Annotated in this window: 16 protein-coding genes; 9 read left to right on the top strand and 7 right to left on the bottom strand. The window is 70.5% G+C overall.

What is annotated here, in order from left to right; all coding sequences use genetic code 11:
• The first annotated feature begins 113 nt into the window (after positions 1-113).
• The 3 genes from hemG (at position 114) to OHA88_RS14295 (ending at position 3,990) form a co-directional block, all read left to right on the top strand.
• Positions 114-1,589 (top strand): protoporphyrinogen oxidase, encoded by a 1,476-nt coding sequence (gene hemG, locus OHA88_RS14305; protein ID WP_328625802.1) that lies wholly within the window; start codon positions 114-116, stop codon positions 1,587-1,589.
• A 4-nt stretch (positions 1,590-1,593) separates the two neighbouring features.
• Positions 1,594-2,307: a hydrogen peroxide-dependent heme synthase gene (gene hemQ, locus OHA88_RS14300; protein ID WP_328625801.1), complete on the top strand. Its 714-nt coding sequence runs from the start codon at positions 1,594-1,596 to the stop codon at positions 2,305-2,307.
• A gap of 447 nt (positions 2,308-2,754) precedes the next feature.
• Complete coding sequence (locus tag OHA88_RS14295; RefSeq protein ID WP_328625800.1) at positions 2,755-3,990, top strand: PucR family transcriptional regulator; 1,236 nt, start codon at positions 2,755-2,757, stop codon at positions 3,988-3,990.
• 227 nt (positions 3,991-4,217) lie between these two features.
• On the opposite strand, the gene OHA88_RS14290 is transcribed toward OHA88_RS14295, so the two are convergent.
• From OHA88_RS14290 to OHA88_RS14270, 5 genes are all read right to left on the bottom strand, one after another.
• On the bottom strand, positions 4,218-5,396 hold the full coding sequence (locus OHA88_RS14290; protein ID WP_328629691.1) for a lactate 2-monooxygenase: 1,179 nt from the start codon (positions 5,394-5,396) through the stop codon (positions 4,218-4,220).
• A 284-nt stretch (positions 5,397-5,680) separates the two neighbouring features.
• On the bottom strand, positions 5,681-6,511 hold the full coding sequence (locus OHA88_RS14285; protein ID WP_267000669.1) for an SDR family NAD(P)-dependent oxidoreductase: 831 nt from the start codon (positions 6,509-6,511) through the stop codon (positions 5,681-5,683).
• Between the two features lie 85 nt (positions 6,512-6,596).
• Positions 6,597-7,544, bottom strand: coding sequence for an alpha/beta hydrolase (locus OHA88_RS14280; RefSeq protein ID WP_328625799.1), 948 nt, complete (start codon positions 7,542-7,544; stop codon positions 6,597-6,599).
• A gap of 294 nt (positions 7,545-7,838) precedes the next feature.
• A complete protein-coding gene (locus OHA88_RS14275) occupies positions 7,839-8,006 on the bottom strand; it encodes a hypothetical protein (protein WP_267008279.1) in 168 nt (55 codons plus the stop codon).
• Positions 8,007-8,315: 309 nt separating this feature from the next.
• Positions 8,316-8,987, bottom strand: coding sequence for a TetR/AcrR family transcriptional regulator (locus OHA88_RS14270; RefSeq protein WP_267000664.1), 672 nt, complete (start codon positions 8,985-8,987; stop codon positions 8,316-8,318).
• A gap of 51 nt (positions 8,988-9,038) precedes the next feature.
• Here OHA88_RS14270 and OHA88_RS14265 point away from each other — a divergent pair, with 51 nt between their 5' ends.
• From OHA88_RS14265 to OHA88_RS14240, 6 genes are all read left to right on the top strand, one after another.
• Positions 9,039-10,532, top strand: coding sequence for a flavin-containing monooxygenase (locus OHA88_RS14265; protein WP_328625798.1), 1,494 nt, complete (start codon positions 9,039-9,041; stop codon positions 10,530-10,532).
• Positions 10,533-10,574: 42 nt separating this feature from the next.
• Positions 10,575-12,074 carry a long-chain-fatty-acid--CoA ligase gene (locus OHA88_RS14260; RefSeq protein ID WP_328625797.1) on the top strand — a complete coding sequence of 500 codons (1,500 nt, stop codon included), beginning with the start codon at positions 10,575-10,577 and terminating at the stop codon, positions 12,072-12,074.
• Positions 12,075-12,215: 141 nt separating this feature from the next.
• Entirely contained in the window at positions 12,216-12,368 is a 153-nt protein-coding gene (locus OHA88_RS14255) for an SUMF1/EgtB/PvdO family nonheme iron enzyme (RefSeq protein WP_328629690.1), read from the top strand.
• Positions 12,369-12,464: 96 nt separating this feature from the next.
• Complete coding sequence (locus tag OHA88_RS14250) at positions 12,465-13,301, top strand: class II aldolase/adducin family protein (protein WP_328625796.1); 837 nt, start codon at positions 12,465-12,467, stop codon at positions 13,299-13,301.
• Between the two features lie 227 nt (positions 13,302-13,528).
• Complete coding sequence (locus OHA88_RS14245) at positions 13,529-14,503, top strand: 2-hydroxyacid dehydrogenase (protein WP_328625795.1); 975 nt, start codon at positions 13,529-13,531, stop codon at positions 14,501-14,503.
• Positions 14,504-15,174: 671 nt separating this feature from the next.
• Entirely contained in the window at positions 15,175-17,580 is a 2,406-nt protein-coding gene (locus OHA88_RS14240; protein ID WP_328625794.1) for a SpoIIE family protein phosphatase, read from the top strand.
• Positions 17,581-17,772: 192 nt separating this feature from the next.
• On the opposite strand, the gene OHA88_RS14235 is transcribed toward OHA88_RS14240, so the two are convergent.
• Both OHA88_RS14235 and OHA88_RS14230 read right to left on the bottom strand, forming a co-directional pair.
• Positions 17,773-18,561, bottom strand: a complete 789-nt coding sequence (locus OHA88_RS14235; protein ID WP_267000650.1) for a TIGR04222 domain-containing membrane protein — start codon at positions 18,559-18,561, stop codon at positions 17,773-17,775.
• Positions 18,562-18,664: 103 nt separating this feature from the next.
• Positions 18,665-19,696: a TIGR04222 domain-containing membrane protein gene (locus OHA88_RS14230; RefSeq protein ID WP_328625793.1), complete on the bottom strand. Its 1,032-nt coding sequence runs from the start codon at positions 19,694-19,696 to the stop codon at positions 18,665-18,667.
• Between the last annotated feature and the right edge of the window lies 1 nt (position 19,697).

Genomic DNA, 19,697 nt, shown 5'->3' with positions numbered 1-19,697 from the left:
GGCGGGTGGTTGATGGTGCCGGTTCGACGTTCGGGACCAGGGTTCGGGTTGCCCGATACCGGTTTCGAAGCGGTCACGTTCGGGACTCGGAAGAGATTTGAGAGAGTGGAGGCATGCAGCGTTCAACAAACCGCGTGGACACAGGTACGGGTCATGTCGTCGTCATCGGCGGCGGCATCGCCGGACTCGCCGCCGCCCACCGGCTCCTGGCCACCGGGCTGCGGGTCACCCTCCTGGAGGCGACCGGCCGGCTCGGCGGCAAGCTCATGACCGGTGACATCGCGGGCACCCAGGTCGATCTGGGTGCGGAGTCGATGCTGGCCAGACGGCCGGAGGCGGTCGACCTGGCACACGCCGTCGGGCTCGGTGACCGGCTGCAGCCGCCCGCCACGGCCACGGCGGCGGTCTGGACACGCGGCGAACTGCGGCCGATGCCCAAGGGCCATGTGATGGGCGTGCCCGGCGACCCGGCCGCGCTCGGCGGAGTGCTGTCGCCGGAGGGCCTCGCCCGCATCGCGCAGGAGCGGGACCTCACTCCGACCGCCGTCGGCGACGACGTCGCGGTCGGTGCGTACGTAGCCGACCGGCTGGGCCGCGAGGTCGTCGACCGGCTCGTGGAACCGCTGCTCGGCGGGGTGTACGCGGGCGACGCCTACCGGCTCTCGATGCGTGCCGCCGTACCGCAGCTCTTCGAGGTGGCCCGGGAGGGCGGCTCGCTGCTCGACGGCGTACAGCGCATCCAGCAGCAGGCGGCGGCGCGCCGGTCCACCGGCCCGGTCTTCCAGGGCATCGACGGAGGCATCGGCACCCTGCCGGAGGCGGTCGCCGACGCCGTGCGCGCGGGGGGCGGCGAGATCCTCACCGCCACGCCCGTGCTGGGTCTGACCCGCACCACCGACGGCTGGGACATCCGCACCGACACCCGGGTGATCACCGCCGACGGCATCGTCCTCGCCACCCCCGCCTGGTCCGCCTCCACGCTGCTCGCCGCCGAGTCCCCGGCCGCCTCCGTCGAGCTGGCGGGCGTCGAGTACGCGTCTATGGCGTTGGTCACCCTGGCGTTCCGGCGCTCCGATGTGGCTGCCACGGGCGCCCTCGACGGGCGCTCCGGCTTCCTCGTACCGCCGGTCGACGGCCGCACCATCAAGGCCTCCACCTTCTCCACCCATAAATGGCAGTGGGTCGCCGACGCAGCCCCCGACCTGTTCGTCCTGCGCACCTCCGTCGGCCGGTACGGGGAGGAGGACCATCTGCACCGCGAGGACACCGAACTCGTCGACGTCTCGCTGCGCGACCTCGCCGAGGCGACCGGACTCGCCGCGAAGCCGGTGGACACCGAGGTCACCCGGTGGATCGGCGGCCTGCCCCAGTACCCCGTCGGCCATCTGACGCGGGTCGCCCGGATCCGCGACGAGGTCGCCAAGCTGCCGGCACTGCGGGTCTGCGGAGCGGTGTACGACGGCGTCGGCATCCCGGCCTGCATCGCCAGTGCCCACCGGGCCGCGGACGAGATCGCCGCCGATCTCGCGGGAGAGATCATTGCCACTCCCACCCTGGTTCAGGGCACACGGAGCGAGGCGGGACAATAGCCGTATGAGTGCGCCTGAGAAGATCCCCAACGCCGGCAAGAAGGCCAAGGACCTCAACGAGGTCATCCGCTACACGCTGTGGTCCGTCTTCAAGCTTCGTGATGTGCTCCCCGCCGACCGCGCCGGTTACGCCGACGAGGTCCAGGAGCTGTTCGACCAGCTCGCCGCCAAGGACATCACCGTCCGTGGCACCTATGACCTCTCCGGCCTCCGTGCCGACGCCGACGTCATGATCTGGTGGCACGCCGAGACGGCGGACGAGCTGCAGGAGGCGTACAACCTCTTCCGGCGCACCAAGCTGGGCCTGGCGCTGGAGCCGGTCTGGTCGAACATGGCGCTGCACCGCCCCGCCGAGTTCAACAAGTCGCACATCCCGGCGTTCCTGGCCGACGAGACGCCGCGCAACTACATCAGCGTCTACCCCTTCGTGCGCAGCTACGACTGGTACCTGCTGCCCGACGAGGACCGGCGCCGGATGCTCGCGGACCACGGCAAGATGGCCCGTGGCTACCCCGACGTCCGCGCCAACACGGTCGCCTCCTTCTCGCTCGGCGACTACGAGTGGATCCTCGCCTTCGAGGCCGACGAGCTCTACCGCATCGTCGACCTCATGCGTCACCTGCGGGCCTCCGAGGCGCGGATGCACGTCCGCGAGGAGGTCCCCTTCTACACGGGCCGCAGGAGGTCCGTCGCAGACCTGGTGGCCGGGCTCGCGTAACGAGCGGGCTCCGACCACCCCAACCCGGAAGATCAGACGGCGGGCGCCGGCGCACAGCTGTGCGCTGCCCGCCGCTCCAGCGACACCGGGTTCGGCTCCGGGCGCGCCGTAGGCCTTGCCCTGCGGCGTTCCCGGGACGGGCGGGGGAGTGACACGTCCTTCCCCGCTCGTCTTCGGCCCGCGCCGGCGCGGGCCGCTCATGTGTCCGGCTACGGAGACCGGCGTCCCACCTGAACTTCCCTTCCTGGACCTTCAAGATCCATCGAGTTCCGGAAGGACGCCGTTGCGCTCTACCGCGCGTTCGGCGGCAACGCGGCCGTGGCCGCCGATCTCGGGATCACCGGGGAGACGCCGCTCAGGAAACTCGGTGTCCACTCCCGAGGCTGAATCTCACCCAGCGCATGCCCCTCCTTGTGGGACAGTGGTGTGCGACGGCACACTTCGCTGGTGAGGACGTTGGCGCCGACGGCGCGCACCTTCGAGCTCGTCGCCGCGATCGCGGAACGATTGGCTCTCGACTTCGGCGAGACCGTCGCCGAGATGGACGCTGCCGCGATCGAGGCGATCCCGGCGCTCGGGGCCGATGCAGCGCTCGCAGCCGAACTGACCGCCAACCACCGCGGCCATCTGCGGCGCTTCCTCGCGTTCGCGCGGCAGGCGGACTCACCCCTGCCGATCAGGGTTCCACCTGAGGCCCTCGATGGCGCCCGCACCATCGCCCGTCGCGGTATCGACCTCGACGCGATCTATGAGGGCTACCGGCGCGGCCAGCAGGTTGTGCTCGAACGCTGGATGACCTGCGCGTATGAGATCGTCGGCCCAGGGCCGGACCTGGTCGGCGTCACCGAGCTTTCCCTCTCGCTCGCCTTCCGCTATGTCGACCAGACGCTTCGTGCCGTGCTCGCCGAGGCCCAGCGGGAGCGAGAGGAGATCATCGGCGGTGAGCTCGCCAGGCGCACGGAGACCGTCCGGTTGATCCTCGACGGTGCGCCGGTGGACTCTGCGGCCTCCGGTCAGCGGATCGGGTACGCGCTGGACCGGAGCCACACCGCGGTCGTCATCTGGGCTGAGTCGCCCGGCGTGCCTCACGGAGCGTTGGAGTCGGCGGCGCTTGCGCTCGCTCGCGCTGCAGGCACAGGAAAGCCTCTCATGCTTCCCGCAGGGACAACCACACTGTGGGCGTGGATCGGCACCAACGGAGAGCCACTCATCGTGGATCTGCGCTCGGCGATGAATCGGACACACGACAACCTGCGCGCCGCGGTCGGCCCCACTCGTTTTGGAACAGCGGGCTTTCGTGCCAGTCACGAGGCCGCCCTCACCGTGCATCGTCTGCTCCTCGGCAATCCCGACAGCGAGCAGTTCGCCTCCTATCAGGAGCTCGAGGTCACCGTGCTCGCTGCGCAGGATCCACGCCGGGCCGCCGCGTTCGTCGCGACCACGCTCGGACCGCTTGCCGACGATGACCCCACGGCGGCACGACTGCGAGAAACCCTCCGCGTCTACCTCGAGGAGGCCGAGAACGCCCCGCGCGCTGCCACGCGTCTGTACACCCATCGCAACACGGTCCTCAAGCGCATCGGGCGCGCGACCGAGCTGCTCGGTTATGAGCCGGGCGAGCGAAGGCTCGCAGTCGAGCTGGCGCTCGAGCTCAGGCGCCGTCTCGGACCGCCCGCCGTCTGAGCGCGTCGGGGCCGCCGATGGGGGGGAATGTCCTGCGCCGGGGGCCCGGGCGATGACGCCGCAGGCGTGCTCGCGCGCTCTGCCTGCTGCTCACCGCGATCCGGATCGACGTCCCGCCGATGCGCGGTGGCCGAAGGAGGCTGACGTCGGCTCTGCGGGAACATGGGATGCGTAGACCTCGCCCCGGGCACCGATGGGCGCCCGGGGCCGGGTCTCGACCACATGGTTCAGACCCGCGCGTGCAGCGCGTCGGGCCCCAGGTCGGCGATCGTCGGGTAACCGTCGATCGCCATCAGCAGATCCGCCTCGGCCAGCAGCGATTTCAGGACGTGCACGATGCCGTCAGCGCCGCCGAGCGCGAGCCCGTAGGCGTACGGTCGCCCAACCGCGACGGCCGTCGCGCCCAGGGCAAGGGCCTTGACGATGTGCTCCCCGCTGCGCACGCCGGAGTCGAAGATGACCGGTGTGCTGCCTGCGGCCTCGGCCACTGCGGGAAGCAGGTCGATGGCGGGGATACCGCCGTTCGCCTGGCGGCCGCCGTGATTGGAGCAGTAGATGCCGTCGATGCCACCGTCGATCGCACGCCGTGCGTCGTCGGGGTGGCAGATCCCCTTGAGCAGCAGCGGCAGATCGGTCAGCGACCGCAGCCATGCCAGGTCGTCCCAACTGAGTGTCGGGTCGGCGAACTCCGACGTCCACACGAGTGCCGCGGCCCGCACATCCTCCTCCGGGGGCTTGGCGAGCTTGGCCCGGAACACGGGATCGGAGAAGTAGTTGGCCAGGCAGTGGCCTTGCAGCTGCGGGAAGTTGCCGAGTTCCAGGTCGCGTGGCCGCCAGCCCAGCTGCCATGTGTCGAGCGTGATGACGATGCCCTTGAAGCCGGCCGCCTCGGCGCGCGACACCAACGACGCCGCGACCTCGCGGTCCTTGGGGGGGTAGAGCTGGAAGAACCCGGGGGTGTCACCGAGCTCCGCGGCGACGGTTTCGAGCGGGTCGACCATCAGTGTCGAGGCGACCATCGGGACGCCCGACTTCGCTGCGGCACGCGCGGTCGCGAGATCGCCGTGTCCGTCCTGCGCGCACAGGCCGATGACCCCGACCGGAGCGAGCAGTAGCGGTGTCGGCAGCGTCGTCCCGAAGAGGTCGATCGAGAGGTCGCGCTGGGCGGCGCCGACGAGCATCCGTGGGATCAGGCCCCAGCGGTCGAACGCGGTGACGTTGGCGTTCTGCGTGTATTCGTTGCCGGCCCCGCCCGTGACGTAGGACATGACGTCCGGCGGGAGCGCCGCGTGCGCGCGGGCCTCGAGCTCCGCGTAGGTGAACGGCAGGTTCTCGCGCACACCCGACAGGCCGCGCATGTAGACCTCGAGCTGGAAATCGCCGAAATTCGGCGTCGCGTTCGTCATGATCAGTCCAACAGGTGTGCCGAGCGGGCGCTGAGCCGGCGGGCGGCGGGCGGCGGGCGGCGGGATACGGGTAAGCACGTGCCTGAGGTGGGCCTCGGGCGCGACCGGCGCAACCGCACGGTTGCGTCCCACCGCACGCGGGATGTTCACCGCGACACGCTCGGGCGGGTTGCCGCGGGGCTCATACATTTTCTGTACCTGGGCGGACCGCCCGTCGGTCATGGCTGGCTCCGGTACCTGGCCGTGCACGCGGACGGTGGGCCACTCGCTCAACGCCGACGCGCTCATCCCTTGTTGGCCATGGCGGACCAGCGTACGGAGAGCCAACGTCCGACGGGCGGGGAGATGCGGCTCGCGTAGTACATGACGTGGGCCTCGAGGCCAGCGGGGGCGACGGCACGGTTGCGAGCGACGGCGCGCAGCACGGTCTTGGCGACCTGCTCGGGTCGGGCAGCGGTCCTCTGGAAGAAGCCGACGACATTGTCTGCCCGTTCCTCGGCGTCTGCCCCGCGGACCGGGCCCGTGCGGACGATCGGCGTGTTGGTCGGCCCCGGGCAGGAGGCGGTGACGCCGATCTTGTGGGGGCGCATCTCCATGCGCAGGGCCTGGGAGAGCCCGAAGACCGCGAACTTGGTGACGGAGTAGGAGGACATGGCGGGGCTGGGCATGTAGCCGGCCGCCGAGGAGACGTTGACGACGTGGCCGCCCCGACCGCGTTCGATCATCCGGGGGAGGAAGCGTTCGCAGCCGTGCACGACGCCCTTGACGTTGACCGCCAGCTGCCGGTCCCAGTCCTCGGGCAGGGTGTCGAGGAGGCCGCACCAGACGCCGATACCGGCGTTGTTGATGAGCACGTCGACCGCGTCGAACCGGGCGTGCACGGCGTCGGCGAAGGCGTCCATCGACGCGGGGTCGGAGACATCGGCGGTCTTCACGAGCACGTCGACGCCGACGGCGCGGGCAGCCGCCGCGGTCTCGTTGAGTCCGGCCTCGTCGCGGTCGCAGAGGACGAGCGTCGCGCCGCGTCGGGCGCTGAGCAGGGCGGTGGCGCGGCCGATCCCGCTGCCGGCGCCGGTGATGAGGACGACCTTGCCGTTGAGGTTCTTGAGCTTCATGGGTGCTCCAGTCGAAGGCGATGGTTGATGCGGTGAGGCAGGCGCGCCCGACTTCCGCGAGGGCACGCGGGCAACGAGTCCGGGATCAGGCTCCTTCGTGACGGGGGGCAGACGTCTCGTGGCGAGTGGGACTCGGTGCGAGAGTGCTGCGCAGGAATCCGAGCTGATCGGCCAGCGCGTGCGCCTGCGCCGAGCCCGAGTAGACGTCCAGATGGTCGATGGGGTACTCCACCAGCTGGGCCCGGCTGCCCGCCTTCGCGGCGGCCCGGCGCGCGGGCGCCGGTGGCACGAGTTGGTCGTGCGTCCCGGCCTGGACGAGCAGCGGGCAGGTCACCCGTGAAATGAACCTGATCGGCCGGTTGAACGCCACTTGGAGCGCTGTGCGTGCGCACACCTCGTTGCGCCAGCCCGGGCCGGCGACGGCGGCGTAGGCCTGCAGGACCCCTTTCTGGACCAAGATCGCGTTCGAGCCGGGCTCTCCGCCCACCGGAACGAGGTGAGGGGCGCGGCCGGTGACCGCCCTCAGCGCATCACGAAGACCGTTGCCGGTCGCCCTGACCAGGTGCAACGGGCCACCGTTGCGCGCCAGTTGCCGGATGACGCTGATGCCGTCCATCGCCGGCGTCATCGAGATGACTGCCGCCACGCGCTGGTCCCGGGCAGCGACCACGACGACGTGGCCGCCCGCGTAGGAATTGCCCCAGAGCACGATCCGGGCCGGGTCGATCCCCGGCAGCCGACGAGCCGCGGCGATGGCTGCGTGGTAGTCCTGTCGTTGGCGCAGGAAAGAAACGTCCTGCCGTGGGGTTCCGGTCGAACCGCCGAACCCGCGGTAGTCGAAGAGCAGGACGTCAAGGCCTGCAGCCGCAAGGCCCTCGGCGTAAGTCCGGAGACCGCCGTCGCGGGTGCCCCCGAAGCTGGGCGCCATGACGACGCATGGACGTCCGCCGGCCCCCTCGAACTCATCGCCGGCCGCCGGGAGATGCCAGGCGGAACACTGGTCTTTGCCGCTGGGGAAGGTGATCTCGCGCATGGTTATGTTCCTGATCAGTCTGGAGTGAGGGTGGGGCCGTTCGGGGGCCGTCGGCCGAAGAGCGCGCTCTGTCCGGCGCTGCGTCGTGGCGTTGGGCGACCAACGTAGGGCGGTGGTACGCCGGGTGGAATCGCCGTGCGCACATGATTGGGCTTGCGAGGTGTGCCGTGGCACACCGGGAGATCGCCGGGCCGGATCCGCGGCGCCGTCACGGCGCGGCCGTGCGGCCGGATCCGGGACGGCGGGCTGCTCGCGGGGACGGGCAGCCCGCCGTCCTTCGTCACCGGTGGCCGGTCACTGGCGGGTCATGGCGATCCGCCGGCGCTCCTCGATCGGGATCAGGTGCTCCTGGTTGGCCGCGGCGGCGTCGACGTCGATCTGCACCCACCGGATCTCGCCGGTGAAGTCGTTGCCGCGCGCTGGTTGGTCGGGCGTGACGGGCGAGCCCGACTGGTGGCCCACGTTGGTCGTCTCGTCGCGACGTCGATGACGTGGGCGAACTGCTCGCGGACTTCGCCCCGGGCGGTGATGCCGGCGGGCCAGTGCACGATGGTGCCGTTGCGCGTACCGCCCCAGTGCGAGGCTGCCTGCTTGGTCCACTGGTACGGCGTGCACATCGCGTGTGCCCAGCCCACCGCGTAGTGGTTGTAGGCGCTGGGGGTGCCGAACTCGGCCACCTTGGCGCGCGCCTCCGGTACCCGTGGGCGGGGTGACCGGCGGCGGGGATGGTGCGCTGCACACCGTCCGGCGTGGGCGTCGGGCGGTGTCGGCCTACGGCCGCATCGCGGCCTCGACATAGGCCGTCAGCGCGATGCGACCGTGGCGGACCACGTCGGGGTCGGCCTCGCGGCCATCCCGGAACGCCAGGTCCAGGACCCGGTCGCCGAGCTCGACCATCATCACGAAGACCAACAGCTCGGTCTGCGGGGCGGCCAGGCCGGCCGCGACGGCCACGTCGTGCAGGTGCTGGGCGGTGCTGCGCTGGTAGCGCAGTACTTCGGCCCGCACCGTCGGCGAGACCCGCCCGTCCAGCCACAGCCGGGCGGCGTTGGGGTTGGACTGGAAGTACGCCACGTAGGAGCCGAGCTCGCGCTCGACGAACTCCGCCGGTGACGACGGCGACCAGTCCGCCTCGGCCTCGGCGAGGAAGGCGCCGAGCCGTTCGAGGTGCTGTTCCATGAGCGCGTCGAGGACCTGCTCACGGTCGGCGAAGAAGCGGTAGAGCGAGGGCGCGGTGATGTCGGCGCGTTCGGCGATGGCACGGGTGGTGACTGCGTCGACGCCGCCCTCCTCAAGGAGGGCAGCGGCGGCGTCGAGGATCCGCTCAACGGTCTCGCGACTGCGGGCCTGGACTGGCTGTCTGCGGCGGCGACTGAGCTTCGCCGGTTCCTGCGCGGGGCTGGACGGTTCCTCGGGTTCTGGACTCTTGACGCCTGTTGCCATGGATGGGAGCGTAACGCGACTCGCGTTAGCTTTTCTAGAGGGGCTCCACACATGACCGCTGAGTTCGAGACGCAGCATCTGCGCGTCGTCGTTGTCGGGGCCGGATTCGGCGGGCTGGCCGCGGCCCACGCGCTCAAAAGCCAAGGGGAGAATTTCGCCCTGCTGGAGCGGGAGCAGGAGGTCGGCGGCGTCTGGCGGGACAACACCTATCCGGGCTGTGCCTGCGACATCCCGTCCAATCTGTACTCGCTGTCCTTCGCGCCCAACCCGCACTGGACCCGGGCCTTCTCCAAGCAGTCCGAGATCCGCGACTACCTGCGCCGGGTCGCCCGCGACCACGGGCTGATACCGCACATCCGCTTCGGCTGCCGCCTGCTGGAGGCCGACTGGGACGATGCCGCGCAGCGGTGGCGGATCGAGACCAGCACCGGACCGCTCACCGCCGATCTGCTCATCGACGCCACCGGTCCCATCGCCGAGCCGTCGACCCCGCAACTGCCGGGCCTGGACGGTTTCACCGGTGAGGTGTTCCACTCCGCCCGTTGGAACCACGACCTCGATCTGACCGGCCGCAAGGTCGTCGTCGTCGGTACCGGCGCCTCCGCGATCCAGTTCGTTCCCGAGATCCAGCCGCAGGTCGGGCGGATGACGGTGGTTCAGCGGACCGCGCCGTGGGTCACCCCGCGGATGGACCGTGCGACGACCGGGATCGAGCGGCGGCTCTACGCAGCCGCGCCGTGGCTGCAGCGGCTGGTGCGCCACCGGCAGTATCTGCTGCGTGAGCTGGTGACGTGGAAGATCATGGTGTCACCGCGGGTACGGCGGATCGCGACCAAGATGGCCCTGTACCACCTGCGCCGACAGGTGACCGACCCGGCGCTGCGCGAACGGCTGACCCCGGACTGGGAACTGGGGTGCAAGCGCATCCTGATATCCAACGACTGGTATCCGGCCCTGTCGGCGCCCAATGTCGAGGTGGTCAGTTCCGGGGTCCGCGAGGTGCGGGCGGACTCGGTGGTCACCACCGACGGCCGCGAGCACCCTGCCGACGTGATCATCTTCGGCACCGGCTTCCACGTCAGCAACCCGCCGATCGCGGAGCAGCTGCGCGGACGCGACGGACGGACCCTGGCCGAGTGCTGGAACGGTAGCCCGCACACCTACCTCGGCGTCACCGTGACCAACTTCCCGAACCTGTTCCGCCTCGGCGGCGCAGGTAGCGCGACCGGCCACAACTCCCATGTGTTCCAGGAGGAATGCCAGGTCGTGTACGTGATGGACGCGCTGCGCCAGATGCGCGCACGCGACATCACCAGCATCGAGGTCCACGCCGCGGACCAGCGCGCCTACATCGAGCAGCACACGGCGCGGCTCGCGGGCACGGTCTGGTCGGTCGGCGGCTGCAAGAGCTGGTACCAGGACGCCACCGGCGTGGCCTCGGGCAACTGGCACGCGTCGACCCTGGAGTACCGCCGCGCGACCCGTCGCTTTGACCCCGCCCCCTACGAACTCCGCACCGCCACTACCGCGCCCGCCGCGCACTGAGCCTCCACACCACTTCCACCGCACACGACAGGAGACCCGCGCATGACCAACCTTGCGCACAGCCTGGTCGCCTCGGCGACCCGCGACGGCGACGCCCCCGCGATCCGCCTCGGCGACACCGTGCTGACCTTTGCAGACCTCGACGAAGCCAGTGCCCGCGTGGCGGGGCTGCTGTCGGACCGGGGTGTGCAACGCGGTGACCGAGTCGGCTGCATGCTGCCCAACGTGCCGCAGTTCGCCGCCGTGTACTACGGCATCCTGCGTGCAGGCGCCGTCGTGGTGCCGATGAACGTGCTGCTCAAGGCCCGTGAGGTGGCGTTCTACCTGGGTGACTCGCAGGCTGGGCTGGTGCTGGCCTGGCACGGGTTCGCCGAGGACGCCGTAGCCGGCGCGGCCACCGCCGGCACCGAGTGCCTGCTGGTGACGCCGGGCGAATTCGAGACCCTGCTCGCCGCCACCACTGCACAGGCCGGGATCGTGGAGCGCGATGCGTCGGACACCGCCGTCATCCTTTACACGTCGGGCACCACCGGCACACCCAAGGGGGCCGAGCTGACCCACGCCAACCTGATCCGCAACGCCGAGATCTCGGTCGACCTCTTCTCGCTCACGTCCGGTGACGTCGTGCTCGGCGCGCTGCCGTTGTTCCACGCGTTCGGCCAGACCTGCGGGCTCAACGCTTCGATGGCCGCCGGCGCCTGCCTGGCGCTGGTGCCGCGCTTCGACGCGCATGCGGTGCTCGAGACGCTCCACCGCCATCGGGTCAGCATCTTCCAGGGCGTGCCCACGATGTACGTGGCGCTGCTGAGTCACCCGGAGCGGGGCAAGTTCGATGTGGACAGTCTGCGGCTGTGCGTGTCGGGCGGCGCGGCGCTGCCGGTGGAGGTGCTGCACACCTTCGAGGCGGAGTTCGGCTGCATCATCGTGGAAGGCTACGGGCTGTCGGAGACCTCGCCGGTGGCCTCGTTCAACCACCCCGACCGCGTGTGCAAGCCCGGGTCGATCGGCACGCCGATCGACGGGGTGGAGATGACACTGCTGGACGTTTCGGACGGCGTCGGCGAGATAGCCATCCGCGGCCACAACATCATGAAGGGCTACTGGCAACGGCCGGAGGCCACCGCTGAGGCGCTCGACGCCGACGGCTGGTTCCGCTCCGGTGACCTGGCCCGGGTCGACGAGGACGGCTACTACTTCATCGTCGACCGCAAGAAGGACCTGATCATCCGCGGCGGCTACAACGTCTATCCGCGCGAGGTCGAGGAACTGCTCTACGCCCACCCGGCGGTGCGCGAGGCTGCCGTCGTCGGCATTCCGCACCCCGAGCTCGGCGAGGATGTCTGCGCCGCCGTCGCGCTGAAGGACGGCGCGACGGCCACCCCCGAGGAGCTGCGCGAGCACGTCAAGGCGCAGGCGGCGGCATACAAGTACCCGCGGCACGTGTGGATCGTCGGCGAGCTGCCCAAGACCTCCACCGGCAAGATCCTCAGGCGCAGTGTCGAGGTGCCGGCGAGCGTGACGGACGCGCACACCGCGGGCTGATCCCACCCCTGGAGGCCGCGTTCTGCCGTCGGCAGCAACGGACTACGGGCAGCTGTTCGCGGCCCGCGCTGCGGCGCACCACCGCCACGCGTCAACCCGGTTGGCGGCGCGGAGGCGGACAGCGCCGAACCCGGTCAGCACCTGCGCATCCCCCGCAAGGTGATGAAGGGCGGATCGCACTTGTGCGCGCCGAATTACTGCCGCCGCTACCGTCCCGCCGCACGACTGCCCCAGCCGATCGACACCTCGACCTGCCACTTGGGCTTCCGCTGCATCGTCCGCCCGGCTGCGTGAACCGCCGGGCGCGTGCCCGCGTGGACCATCGAGGCCTTGCACCGCGATGGCGAGCGGGGGTCCAGAGCCTTTTCACCTACGCCAAGGAGGATCTCCATGTCAGCCGCAGCTGTTCCCGCCGGGCGCCCCACCGCCGAGCCGCTTCCGCCCGCCGGGCTGACCCCCGTCCCCGAAGCGGACCTGATATTCCCCCGGCCACCGGTCTTCGACGATGTGGCCACCGAGCGGCGCCACCGCAAGGAGCGGCTGGCCGCAGCCCTGCGCCTGTTCGGCCGCTTCGGCTTCGAGGAAGGCGTCGCCGGGCACATGACCGCACGCGACCCCGCGTACCCCGACTTCTTCTGGGTCAACCCGCTCGGTGTCTCCTTCAAGCACATCAGGGTCAGCGACCTCCTGCTGGTCAACGGTGATGGCGAGGTGGTTCAGGGACGGCACAGGGTCAACCGGGCGGCGTTCGCGATCCACTCCGCGGTCCACCAGGCCCGCCCCGACGTCGTAGGCGCGGCGCACAGCCACTCGGTGTACGGCAAGGCCCTGTCGGCCACAGGCCGGCATCTGGAGCCGCTCACACAAGACGCCTGCGCCTTCTACCAGGACCACGATCTGTTCGATGACTACACCGGCGTGGTGAACGATCCCACCGAGGGCAGGCGCATCGCCGACGCTCTCGGCTCCCACAAGGCGGCGATCCTGCGAAACCACGGCCTGCTCACCGTCGGAACCTCCGTCGACTCCGCCGCGTGGTGGTTCATCACGATGGAAAGGTCCGCTCAAGCACAACTTGCTGCCGAGGCAGCCGGGCCGACCATCAGCATCACGGATGAGAACGCCAAGCTGACCCATGGCCAGGTCGGTGGCGAGTTTGTCGGCTGGTTTCAGTTCCAGCCCCTTTTCGAGCAGATCTCGCGGACCGACCCGGATCTGTTCGAATGAGCGTGCAGGACGGCCCCTGCACGCGATACGCGGCAACGACGTGCATGGATGGCCGGCCCTCGCCCGTGCCAAGGCCGCCGGCTGCACGGCGCGCCTGATCACCCTCGGCACCTGGCTGCCGGCCTGGTGCCCGCACGATTTCCCGCAGCCTGCTCGCCGAGTTCGACCTGAGCCCGGCCGAATCTCGTACCGAACCAGGCCCACCCACCCTTCGTAGGAGCCCAGCCATGACCGACCGCAAGACCGTCCTCGCCGTCGTACCGCCGCACGTCGGCGGACGCCAGGTCGGCGCCGTCCTCGCCGCCGCCTTTGCCGACCGGGCCGATGTGACGGTGGTGGAGGCCGCCGGCGAGGATCCGGAGGCGCTGTCCCGCGCCCGGGTCCTGGTCACTGCGCTTGCACCGGTCACCGGGGCGGACATCCAGGCTGCCCCGCTACTGGAGTTCGTCCAGTGCTCCAGCCACGGCTTCGACTACGTGGACCTGGACACCGCCCGCGACCGCGGAGTGACGGTATGCAACATCGGCTCCACCGGCGCCGAGCATCGGGAGGTCGCCGAGCACACCTTCGCGCTCCTGCTCGCGCTCGCCAAGCAGCTCGTCCCGGCCCATACCGCGCTCGCCGCCGGCGACTGGGCCAATCACCGCCTGCAGCGGTCGCTGACCGGACTCGCGGGCAAGACGCTCGGCCTGGTCGGCTTCGGGGTGGTCGCCCAGGAGGTGGCCCGCCGGGCCACCGCGTTCGACATGACAGTGCTGTACACGGCGCGCAGCGAGCACGCCGAGGCAGCCGAGCGGTACGGTGCGCGCCGGGTGCCGCTCGAGGAGCTGCTCCGGAGCTCGGACGCGGTGTCGCTGCACGTCCCGCTCACCGAGGAAACCTGGCAACTCTTGGACGCCGACCGGCTGGCGCTGCTGAAGCCCACCGCGTTCCTGATCAACACTGCCCGTGGCGCCGTCGTCGACCAGGAGGCCCTCGCGGACGCACTGGAAGTCGGCCGGATCGCCGGGGCAGGCCTCGACGTCTTCGACCCGGAGCCTCCGGGTCCGGAGCTTCGGCTGCTCCGAGCCCCCAACGTGGTACTCACCCCGCACATCGCGGGCGTCACCCGCGGCACGGTGCCTCGGATCGTCAGGGCCGCGATGGAGAACACCACGGCATACCTGGACGGCAAGCCTCCGCGCGACGTGGTCTGCGGATGATGCGATGGAGCCGGCCAGGGCGCACCCGGGCGGCATGACCGACTCCAACCGCCCCGGTGACCAGCGGCAGACGGCGGCACGGTTGCTCCACGGGTACGGGCGGACGTACGCCGTCGAAGCAGGCATCCGGCTGCAGGACACGTGCCGACCAGTGGGGGCGGGATTCAACGGCGGCGAGAGCGTGAGGATGCGCGGTTGGTTGCCGCCCGCAGGTGCGGGATCGCGGTCTTGCTCAGCCCTTAGCTGGAAGTGCGGCCGGTGGGGGCGGGCGCAGACGGTCTGTATGACCACCGAACAGTCCGGGCGCTTGCCGTTGAGGACCGGGGATGCCTCGGTGTTGTTGCAGGCGCACGCCCGGTGGAAGCGATGCGGACTCGCTGATTCGGCCAGCGTGCGGAGCATGGGTCCTCCCTGGAAAGGGTGCGGCCGTGCACCTCATCCATGGCCCGGGCACGTGTGCGCGGCGGCGCAAACAGCGGCCCGAGGTCGTCCGTCCCCGGAGGAGGGGCGTACTCGCCGAGGTGCGTGGGGTGGTACGCGGCCTGCCGGTCCTGGTCAGTGGGCATGATCGGCTGTCCTGAGCGGCGCCTGATCGCCGTCTGCGGTGAAATGGGCCTGTGGGCTCTTGCCGCCTCCGGCGGCGAGGGAAAGCGGCCTGGACGGAGTCGACCATGAACGCGCGACAGGGCACCGCTGACTCCCGCGGGCGGTCCGCGGGACGTGACGCCCGGTTCGTGCTGAACGAGCAGGGTGCCGTCGCCGAATGGAGTGCGCAAGCGCAGGAGCTGCTCGGCTATCCGGCGGAAGAGGTCCTGGGTCGCCATGTGACCGCGTTGCTGTCCGCCGGAGAGCGTTCGGCCTCCGCAGGCTTCAAGGAGGAAACGCCGAGTGAGCGATTGGCCGCGCGACATCGGGACGGGCATCTCCTCGATGTCCGCGCACAGGTGCGCCTCTTGGTGGAGGACAGCACCGCCCGCTGGGCAGTGGTGCTGAAAGCCGCGAACGGCACCGATGAGCAGGAGCTCGATTCCGCGCTGTTGAGGGCACTGCTGACGCAATCCCCCTTTGGTGTGCAGGTCCTCGACCCCGAGCTACGGGTACGCCGGCTGAACCTTGCCGGGCCGGGAGCACGGGGGACGGTGGGTGAGGAGGCCATCGGGCGCCTCGCTCGCGACGTGGCTCCGGGCGTGATCGACCGCACTGCGGAGCAAACGATCCGATCCGTGCTGGAGAGCGGTGTGCCGGTGATCGACTTCGAGCACGTCGGACGGCCGCCGTCCGACCCTGATCACGATCACGTGTACTCGGTGACAATCCTGCCGCTGAAGGACCAGGAGGGAACCGGTCTCGGGGTGTGTGTCGCTTCACAGGACGTGTCCGAGCGACACCGGGCGCAGATGCGCCTGGATCTGCTGGTGGAGGCGGGTACCCGGATCGGTACGACGCTGGACGTGATGACGACGGCCAGGGAGTTGGCCGTGGTCTCGGTGCCGGCCCTTGCCGACTTCGTGGCGGTGGACGTCCTGGACGACGTGTTCCACGGTGAGGCGTCTCCACCCGGGCCGGTGAGCGCCGAGGCGCTCGTGCGGCGCGCCGCTTTCCGCGCAGCCGAAGGGCTGGACGTTCAGCCGGCGTACGCTCCGGGCGAGGTGGTCCCGACCTACCCGCCGTTCGTCACCGCGTGTCTGGCAGACCTGCAACCCCGCCTGCTGCGTGACCTGAAGGCCGACCGCGCGTGGTCCACGCTTGAGCCTCACCGGGCCGAACTCGTCAGCAGGGCCGGCACCCACTCCATGATGGTCGTACCCCTCACCGCCCGCGGTGTGATGCTGGGCATGGCCAGCTTCTACCGAACGAGGGCCATCGGTCCGTTCGAGGAGGACGACCTCGCCCTCGCCACCGAACTCGCCGCCCGGGCGGCCGTGTGCATCGACAACGCGCGGCAGTACACGCGCGAGCACAGCGCCGCGCTCATCCTGCAGCGCAGCCTGCTGCCACAGCGCGTCCCGGCCCAGAACGCGGTGGAGGTGGCCTGGCGCCACGAGCTCTCCGCCAACGTCGGGGACTGGTTCGATGTCATCCCGATTTCCGGCGCGCGAGTGGCTCTCGTGGTGGGGCACCTGGTCGGGCAGAGCATGCAAGCAGCGGCGGAAATGGGCCGGCTGCGCAGCGCCATCAGCACCCTTGCCGCACAGGACCTGGCTCCCGAGGAACTGCTCGCCCACCTGAACGACCTGGTGACCGACCAAGCCGAGGCCCACCCTCCCGACGACCCCTCGGCAACGACGCTGGCAGGGGCCACCTGTGTGTACGCCGTCTACGACCCCATCTCCCGACGCTGCACCTTCGCCCGGGCCGGCGGCTTGGCACCTGTGATCATCAAGCCCGAAGGGGCGGTGGAATTGCCGGACGTCCCCGCCGGCCCACCGCTGGGCAGCGGTCGTCCACCCTACGAGACCGTCGAAGTGGAACTACCGGTGGGGAGCGCCATCGTCCTCTCCACCAGCAGCCTCGTCCAAGGCGGGGACCCCCAGACGTTGCCGGCCGACCTGCCGCAGGTCCTGACCAACCCCCACCGGCCCATGGAAGACGCCTGTGACGCTGTAATCCGCGCACACCAAGACAGCGGGGCAGACAGCATCACGTTGCTGCTGGCACGCACCAAGAGCCTCGGCGAGGACCAGGTGGCGGCCTGGACCCTGCCGAACGACCCGGCGGTCGTCACCACCGCCCGCACGCTGGCCTGTCGGCAACTCGCCAACTGGAGCTCGGAAGAGTTGGAGCCCACCACCGAACTGATCGTCAGTGAGCTGGTCACCAACGCCATCCGCTACGCCAGCGGCCCCATCCATCTGCGCCTTGTCCGTGACCTCACCCTCATCTGCGAGGTCACCGACAGCAGCAGCACCGCCCCGCATCTGCGCCATGCATACGAGACCGACGAGGGCGGCCGGGGTCTCTTCCTCATTGCCCAGCTCACTCGCCGTTGGGGCACCCGATACGCCGCACGGGGCAAGACGATCTGGGCCGAGCAGGCCCTTCCCCTGGCCGATCACGATGAGGTCGAGCCTGCTTGATCACCCACGAGTGCGTCCATGCTGTCCACGGCACTTCCGGCTCCACCCATCAGCTGCCTGGGCTACGGCGCCATGCAGCCCTGACACTCGGCCGGTTCGCAGGTGGCGCGGGTGCGGCTGACGGTGAGTGCGATGCGGCGGCCGCACGGCTCCGGATGGTCGAGCGGGACGTCGACCCCGGCCGCGCTGTACTCAATGACCCTGGTGCGGGGGATGTGCCGGGTGGCCGCCACCCGAAAGCGCGGCGCGCAGCGCCGGATCGTCGACGGCACGGACACCTCGTACGGCGACCGCAGCCAGGACGTCGTGATCCGCTCCGCCCGCCGGGGCGGCGACCGAGTCCAGCAGCCGCTGCCCGGTGGGCGAGGCCCAGGAGCTGTACGGATGGATCTCCATCCGGGCGATGGCCAGAGCGCCGAGCGTCAGGACGAGCGGCAGCCCGAACCAGACGAGTTCGGCCGCCGCCGGGCTGCCGAACCCCCGCCCCTGTCCGGGAAGCAGCAGCGCGGCACCCGCCATCACAGCTGCCAGCAGGGCCGATCCGCGTACCGCGCGCACCGCCGACGCGATGTCGGTCCGTTCGCCGCCGGGCAGGGCCAGCCCCGCCCGGACGAGGCGGTCGGCGAGGGTGCGTACGGCATCGGCGGCGGCGGTCGCCGAACGTATCGGAGGAATCGGCGACTGTCCCTCCGGGCCGATGGCACGGATCACCGTGCGCTCGACCTCGTCCCGGCCCTCGGGGTCGACGACGGTGGCCCAGCCGGTATGGGCGAGCAGCAGGCGGCGGCGCAGATGCATGGTGACGAGGGCGAGGTCGACGACCCGGTGCGGACCGCCCGTCAGGAACGCGGTCTCGTACAGGGTCAGTTCGACTTCTCCGGGGTCCCGTGCCCGGTCGACGGACGCGGCGGCCAGACAGAGCCGGAGACAGGAGAGGGTCGCAGCACCCCATGCGACCAGCAGAAACAGAACCCAGAGCATGTCGGGATTTCTATGCGAGGCGGACGGCGGAGCGCCACGGCTTTCCACCATACGGACGTGCACCGAGGAGACAAGCGGCGATGGAGGCCGCGGCGCCGCCCGTTCAGGAGCTGCTGCTGCAGCTCGACCCGCCGCAGCTCGAACCACTGCTGCTGGAACAACTGGAGCTGGAGCAGCTGGAGCCCGAACTGCAGCTGCTTCCCGAACTGCACCCGCCGCCACCTCCGCCGCAACCGCTGCCGCCGCCGCCCGGGGTTCCGCTGGAACTTCCGCAGCCGGAGTCGGCCGGGCCGGAACCGGCGCACCACGCCGTCGCCATGAGGTAGTCGCCGCTGCCGGTGGAGGACGAGGAGTGGTGTGAGGGCGACATCGGCTGCCGCCCGGCGGTCGTCCGCATCCGCGCCGCCGTCACCAGCTGCGTCCGCAGTACGGGATCGGGCAGCGCACGCAGTCCGATCGTCGCCACCAGATGGGCCGGCTCCGCGGTGCCGACGTGGGCGGCGCGGTACTGCTGGGCAGCCCTTCTGCCCGCCCCGGTGATCCGGGCACGGGCAACGCCAGCGCAGACAAGCCCGATCGGGATGCCCACGACCAGGGCAGGGAGCACCTTGACGATGAACGGGACGGAGAAGCCGGTCGGGTCGTTCTCCGTCACGAACTGAGCCACCGTCACCGCGAACGACGCCGGGATGGCCAGCAGGCAGCCGAAACCCTGGAACAGGCCCCAGCGCCGCCACTTCCGGCCGGCCTCCGGCGCGGCCAGCAGACCGCGGGCCGCGAGTCCGTCGCCGACCTCCTGCACGGCCGGGTGCCGCATCGCTGCGTCCCGCAAGGTGTGCAGCGCGCCGCTGGGGGCGGCGGCGTGCGCCTGGAGGACGGCCCTCTCCACCGGGTCGTGGGCGACCGGCTGTGTGATGGCGACGATGCCGGGGCCGCCGACCACCAGACGTCCGTCCGCCTGGAGCGCGGTGAGCGCGGTGTCCACCACCCTGCCGGGCCCGCCGTTCAGGAAGGCCACTTCGTAGAGGTCGTGCACAGGACCACCGGGTCCACGCCGGGCCTTCGAGAGCCCCACGATCAGAAGCGTCGAGGAGGCGACGACGCCGAATGTCACGAGCAGAGCGACGATGTTCATT

The organism is Streptomyces sp. NBC_00353 (assembly GCF_036108815.1).
Classification (GTDB): Bacteria; Actinomycetota; Actinomycetes; order Streptomycetales; family Streptomycetaceae; genus Streptomyces.
The sequence above is the reverse complement of the archived record's forward strand: the minus strand, read 5'-3'. Positions and strand labels throughout refer to the sequence as shown.